The organism is Enterobacter mori LMG 25706 (assembly GCF_000211415.1).
Taxonomy (GTDB): domain Bacteria; phylum Pseudomonadota; class Gammaproteobacteria; order Enterobacterales; family Enterobacteriaceae; genus Enterobacter; species Enterobacter mori.
Genome location: NZ_GL890777.1, coordinates 189,823 through 195,878 on the forward strand (window position 1 = coordinate 189,823; position 6,056 = coordinate 195,878).

8 protein-coding genes are annotated in these 6,056 nt (G+C 59.8%); all 8 read right to left on the bottom strand.

Annotated features, from left to right (window positions below; translation table 11 throughout):
• Nucleotides 1-2 precede the first annotated feature (2 nt).
• Complete coding sequence (gene fliN / locus ENTMO_RS0114625) at nucleotides 3-416, bottom strand: flagellar motor switch protein FliN (protein ID WP_003859592.1); 414 nt, start codon at nucleotides 414-416, stop codon at nucleotides 3-5.
• Nucleotides 413-1,417, bottom strand: a complete 1,005-nt coding sequence (fliM, locus tag ENTMO_RS0114630) for a flagellar motor switch protein FliM (protein WP_010432363.1) — start codon at nucleotides 1,415-1,417, stop codon at nucleotides 413-415. Before fliM ends, fliN begins: the two co-directional genes overlap by 4 nt.
• Before the next feature lie 4 nt (nucleotides 1,418-1,421).
• Nucleotides 1,422-1,892: a flagellar basal body-associated protein FliL gene (fliL, locus tag ENTMO_RS0114635; protein ID WP_010432366.1), complete on the bottom strand. Its 471-nt coding sequence runs from the start codon at nucleotides 1,890-1,892 to the stop codon at nucleotides 1,422-1,424.
• Nucleotides 1,893-1,998: 106 nt separating this feature from the next.
• Nucleotides 1,999-3,222, bottom strand: coding sequence for a flagellar hook length control protein FliK (gene fliK, locus ENTMO_RS0114640; protein ID WP_010432369.1), 1,224 nt, complete (start codon nucleotides 3,220-3,222; stop codon nucleotides 1,999-2,001).
• Complete coding sequence (gene fliJ / locus ENTMO_RS0114645) at nucleotides 3,219-3,662, bottom strand: flagellar export protein FliJ (protein WP_010432373.1); 444 nt, start codon at nucleotides 3,660-3,662, stop codon at nucleotides 3,219-3,221. The genes fliK and fliJ overlap by 4 nt, the downstream gene beginning before the upstream one ends.
• A gap of 21 nt (nucleotides 3,663-3,683) precedes the next feature.
• On the bottom strand, nucleotides 3,684-5,054 hold the full coding sequence (fliI, locus tag ENTMO_RS0114650) for a flagellar protein export ATPase FliI (RefSeq protein ID WP_010432376.1): 1,371 nt from the start codon (nucleotides 5,052-5,054) through the stop codon (nucleotides 3,684-3,686).
• On the bottom strand, nucleotides 5,054-5,761 hold the full coding sequence (gene fliH, locus ENTMO_RS0114655) for a flagellar assembly protein FliH (RefSeq protein WP_010432378.1): 708 nt from the start codon (nucleotides 5,759-5,761) through the stop codon (nucleotides 5,054-5,056). The genes fliI and fliH overlap by 1 nt, the downstream gene beginning before the upstream one ends.
• Nucleotides 5,754-6,056: FliG C-terminal domain-containing protein (locus tag ENTMO_RS26655; protein ID WP_010432380.1), on the bottom strand; the 303-nt coding region annotated here is incomplete at its 5' end. The genes ENTMO_RS26655 and fliH, both read right to left, overlap by 8 nt.

A 6,056-nucleotide genomic window follows, 5' to 3' on the forward strand; every position in this document is an offset into this window, starting at 1 on the left:
GCTTAACGGCTCAGACGACGCATACGTTCGGATGGCGTAATGATGTCGGTGATGCGCACGCCGTACTTATCAGCAACCACCACCACTTCACCCTGAGCAATCAGATAACCGTTGATCAGAATATCCAGCGGTTCACCGGCCAGGCCGTCAAGGGCGACCACGGAACCCTGCGTCAGGCGCAGCAGCTCTTTAATGGTCATGCGGGTGCGGCCCAGCTCAACCGTCAGCTTAACCGGGATATCCATGATCAGGTCGATATCCTGCAGCGTGCCGCTGACGTCGCCGCCGCCCAGCTGCTGGAATACCGCGTCCGCCGCGCTTTTCGTCGGGGTCGTCTTTTGCTCGTTTAACGCGTCAGCCCACAGATCGTCCAGTGCTCCGCTGTTCTCATCGGACGGATTGTTCATGTCACTCATTTGGGCTGTTCCTCATTCAGCGAATTCAATATCGGGTTGATCAAGTGCTCAACGCGTAACGCATACTGGCCGTTAATTGTGCCGTACTGACTGGTCAGCACGGGGACACCATCCACATGGGCAATAATGCGGTCGGGTTTTTCTATCGGCAAAACGTCGCCGGGTTGTAATTTCAGGATCTGAGATAACCGCAGCGGAATATCGGCAAAGCTCGCTACCAGCTCCAGCTGCGAATGCTGAACCTGGCGAACCAGGTTTTCACGCCAGTTCTGATCTTCGTGGCGCGAGTTCTCCAGCGGCGGGTTCACCAGCAGCTCGCGCAGCGGTTCAATCATGCTGAACGGCAGGCAGATGTTGAACTCACCGGTCAGGTTGCCGATTTCAACGTGGAACGGCGTATTAACGACGATATCGTTCGGCGAGGTGGTGATATTGGTGAACTTCACCTGCATCTCAGAACGGACGTACTCCACTTCCAGCGGGTTAATCGCCTTCCACGCGTCGCTGTAAGACTCCAGCGCCAGCTTCAGCATGCGGTTAATGACGCGCTGTTCGGTGTGGGTGAACTCACGACCTTCTACTTTGGTCGGGAAACGCCCGTCGCCGCCGAACAGGTTATCCACCGCAATGAACACCAGGCTTGGCGAAAACACCACCAGACCGGTGCCGCGCAGCGGCTTCAGATGGATCAGGTTAAGGTTGGTTGGCACCGGCAGGTTGCGGGCAAACTCATGATACGGCTGAATGCGGATCGCGCCGACGGTGATATCCGGGCTACGACGCAGCAGGTTAAACAGCCCCATACGGAACTGACGCGCAAAACGTTCGTTGATGATCTCCAGCGCCTGCAGACGTTCACGTACCACGCGACGCTGGGTATTCGGGTCATAGGGGCGAATATTGTCGTCGCCGCTCAGTCCCGGTTGCGGATCATCACTCTTATCGCTGTCGCCGTTGAGCAGCGCATCGATTTCTGCCTGAGAAAGAATACTGTCGCCCATGTCGTTACCGCAGAATGAAGGCTGTATACAGAACGTCAGTGACTTCCTGCTTCGGTTGGCCGTTTACCAGCGGGGTCGACAGCGTCTGTTTGATGGCGTCGACCAGTTTTTGCTTACCGTCATCGGTAGCGAGCGTCGAAGCGTCCTGACGAGAGAACAGCAGCAGCAGACGGCTACGCACTTCAGGAAGATAATCGTTCAGACGAGAACGGGTAGCTTCGTCTTTCAGGCGCAGCGTAATGCCAACATAAAGCACACGATCCGCATCACCCAGGTTGACGGTGAAGGTGTCCAGCGGGAAGAACACGGGGGCCGGAGGCGGTGGCGCTTCAGCTTTGGCAGCAGCGGCAGTCGGTTCCTGCTGCATACGCCAGTAACTATAGCCCGCGGTAGCGCAGGCGGCGAGCGTGATCAACACCAGCAGCGGGATCCAGATGGAGCGCTTACTTTTTTTGGTGATAGCGGAGTCAGTCATCTGATACGAGCTTCCTGTCTCGGTACAGCTTAATAGGGTGATTATCCCGTGTCCGCCTTATCTCAAAGCGTGCAAAAGACGGGAATAATCACGCTACCTCTGGCGTTTAGGCGAAGATATCCACTGCGCCATTTCCCCGCGCGGCGGATTGCAGGGCGGCAGGGGTCGGCAATAACTCATCACTCTCTTCATTGAACGCGCCGTGCTGGCCCGAGCGGGAAGCCTGCTGTTGCTGCTGTGATGAGGATTGCTGCTGTCCGGCGAAGCTCTCACTGCTGACGCTGCTCTGCGAAAGCTGAATGCCGCTTTCCGCCAGAGAGGTGCGTAAGACCGGCAGAGCAGCCTCCAGCGCCGCGCGCACGTGGCTGTGCGGAGACACCATCTGCAGCTGCGCCTGGTTATCATCCAGTTTAAGCGAGATTTGCACCTGGCCCAGGTCCTCCGGGTGCAGACGCAGTTCAGCGGTCTGCTGGCCTTGCTTCGTGAACAGCGTGATGTGCTGGCTCAGCGTCTGCTGCCATTCGCTGGTGCCGAGCGGCTGGCTCAATACCGGCGCGGTGGCAACGGTTGCAGCAGGCTGTGAGGTCGCGTGGCTGCTGAGGATCGGTGCCAGGGTTGCGGTGGGCGAGGTTGTCGTCGCGCTGCTCGCGATGTCCTGTTTCTCAGCCGCCGCCGCGACCGCAGGGGTCACGGGTACGCTGGCAGGAAGGGCTGCGTCAGCCGTTTGTGCCACAGGCTGAGACGCCGCCTGAGGCGGGTTATTCTCTTTGCCCGGCAGCGCGTTTTTCAGCGTTTGCGGAAGAGCGGAGGTGAGGGACGTCTGAGCGGTAACGCCGTCGACGTGGGTTGCCTGCGTCGTTACCGGTGTTGCCTTCTGCTGGTGCGGCAACATCGCCATCAGCGCGCTGAGCCCCGCGAGTTCGTCTTCGCTTAGGTCAGTTTTGCTGTCATCTTTTGCGGACGCGTGCGTCAGTGTCTTTAACGCATCACTTTGGGTCGTCGGCATCAGCCCGGACACCAGCGTTTGCAGCGCAGTGGTCTTCGCCGCGTCATCGTCGGCGGTCAGCGTCTCCTGGCGTGAGAGCAGGTCGGCAATTTTCGCCTGCAGGGTGGTCTCGCCTGCGTCCTGTTGCGCTACCCTGGACAGCTTGCTGCCAGCGGCTTTCAAATCAGCCAGGGTCAGCGGCGCATCTTTGCCCTGACCAGGCGCATCGGTCAACGCGCCCGCCAGCAGAGAAAGAAAGTCTTGCGCACCCTCGGCGCCTTTCCCCGTTTGCGTGCCGCCTGACAGGTCGCTGTCGGTCATCAGCAGTTGTTGCAGTGTGATCATTCCGGTTTCCTCATTGATGCGCGCTGGGCAAACTCATCCATTTTTTTCTGATCCAGGCGGTTTTCCGCCAGGGTTGACGCCGCGACCTGTCGGTCCTGTAGCGTTTGCCAGGCCTGCAGCCGCTGTTTTTTCTCGCGCCAGAAGTTGAGCGCGGTATCCACTTTTTCGGTCCACTGGTTAAGCTGCAGGCGGTGTTGCTCAATCGCCTTTTCCAGCGTCTGGATAAACTGCTGATAGTTGATCCAACGCTGGCTGCCAATGCCCTGCGTCATATCGGTATTCAGGTTGGTGCGATATTCATGCTGATAGTCGATTAACATCTTCAACTGCTCTTCAGCCTGCTGGCACCCGCGTCGCATTGCGCCGAGCTGCAGTGCGGCATCATCAACTTCTTTTTCAGCCAGATCTTTTAGCGTTGATAACGCGCTGTTTTGCGCCATGACCTTCGCCCTCCACCTGTGTTACACCTGTGGGAAAATCAGATCCAGAGCCTGGATTGAGTCTTCCCAGTCGGCGCGTTCAAAAATACCTTGTTGCAAAAACGCCTCCAGCTGCGGCCAGAGCGCAATCGCTTTGTCGAGCATCGGGTCGCTGCCTTTGGCATACGCCCCAACGCTCACCAGATCGCGGTTGCGCTGGAAGCTGGAGAGCAGTTGTTTGAAGTTACGCACGCGGGCGTAGTGCTTCTCGGTTATCAGCGCCGTCATTGCGCGGCTGATGGATGCTTCAATATCAATCGCCGGGTAATGCCCCGCTTCGGCCAGACGTCGCGACAGCACAATGTGACCGTCGAGGATCGCACGCGCGGAGTCGGCAATCGGATCCTGCTGGTCATCGCCCTCGGTCAGTACCGTATAGAATGCGGTGATCGAGCCGCCGCCGCTGATGCCGTTCCCCGCGCGTTCGACCAGCGCCGGGAGCTTGGCAAATACCGAAGGCGGATACCCTTTGGTGGCCGGAGGCTCACCGATGGCGAGCGCGATTTCACGCTGCGCCATCGCGTAACGGGTCAGGGAGTCCATGATCAGCAGGACGTGCTGGCCGCGGTCGCGAAAATCTTCGGCGATACGGGTCGCGTAGGCAGCACCCTGCATACGCAGCAAGGGGGATACATCCGCCGGGGCGGCAATAACCACCGAGCGGGCGCGGCCTTCCGCACCCAGAATGTTTTCGATGAAGTCTTTGACTTCGCGCCCACGCTCGCCAATCAGCCCCACGACGATCACATCGGCCTGGGTATAGCGTGCCATCATGCCGAGCAGGACGGATTTCCCCACGCCGGACCCGGCGAACAGGCCCATACGCTGTCCACGTCCCACGGTCAGCAGGGCGTTAATCGGGCGCACGCCGGTGTCCAGCACGTGCTCGATAGGGGTTCGCTGAAGGGGGTTAAAGGGCTGGGTGATCAGCGCGCCGGTTTCTGTGGTGTCCGGGGAGGGCAGTCCGTCGAGCGGTTTACCGCTGCCGTCCAGCACGCGCCCAAGGAGCGCTGGCCCAAGCGGTAACTGCTTGCCGCTTTGCAGACCGTCGCCTGAACTGTTTTTCGCATAGACGCGCGCGCCGGGCAGAATGCCTTCAACTTCTTCGAGCGGCATCAGGAACAGGCGCTGGCCGTTAAATCCGACCACCTCACTTTCGACCTCACGCATTTCCAGTCCGTCCTGACGCTCAATAACGCAGGTGGCACCCAGCGGAAGCTGCAGGCCCGTCGCTTCCAGCACCAGGCCGGTGGCGCGGGTCAGACGGCCATAACGACGAACAGATGGCAGTTGTGCCATCTTCGTTTCAAAGTTATCAAGCGTGTTGAGCCAGCGGGTAAGGCGTGCGGTCATCAGACAACTCCCGGTGCTGCCAGGCGGCACAGTTCTTGCCAGCGGGTGGCGACGCTGGCATCCAGATCGCCCTCATCCGCAGAGACTTTGCACCCGCCGTGGTGTAACGAGGGATCGCCCCGCAGCCGCCAGCCGTGCAGGCTGAGCGTTGCGCCAAGACTCTCTTCCACGCGCTGGAGATCGTCCGGGTGCACGCGCAGCTGCGGCTTGCCGCTGAACAGCGGCTCCTGCTGGAGCAGACCCTGAATCTGTTTAATCAGCGCCGAGTTATCGACGGCTGGCGTCTGGCCAATCACCTGACGCGCGGCTTCCAGCGCCATCTGCATCAGGCGCGACGCAATCACGCTGTCAAGCGCGTCCAGCGTATGTTGGAATTCGCTCACCAGCTGCTGCATACGGGCATTGAGGGGCGCCTGCTGCTGACGCGCCTGTTCGATGCCTTGCTCCAGCCCTTTTGCCAGCCCTTCCTGATAACCCTGCTCCTGGCCTTTCTGCCGTCCTTCGTGCAGACCGGCGTTGAAGCCCTGTTCGTGCGCCTGCATTTGCATCTGCGCCAGCATCTGCGCACGCTGCTCTTCTTCGCTCAGCTCGGGCACCGCGGCATCGATATCGCCCTCATCGGACGGGAGTGCGGCGGGGATAAACTCGGAGAGGGGAGGCGCCAGATCGTCGGGTGTCCAGCGCGTCCACGGCAGCTCATTAGACATAGGTGTCGTCTCCGCTGCCAATCACCATCTCGCCGGTTTCGGCCAGTCGACGAACGATAAGCAGGATCGCTTTCTGTTCGTTTTCCACCTGAGACAGACGCACCGGACCACGGTTGGCCAGGTCGTCGCGCAGGATATCGGCTGCACGCTGGGACATGTTGCGCAGGAACTTCTCGCGCAGCGGTTGCTCGGCACCTTTGAGGGCGATAAGCAGCGATTCGGAGTCCACTTCCTGAAGCAGGCGCTGGATGCTGCGATCGTCCACTTCGACCAGGTTTTCGAACAGGAACATCTC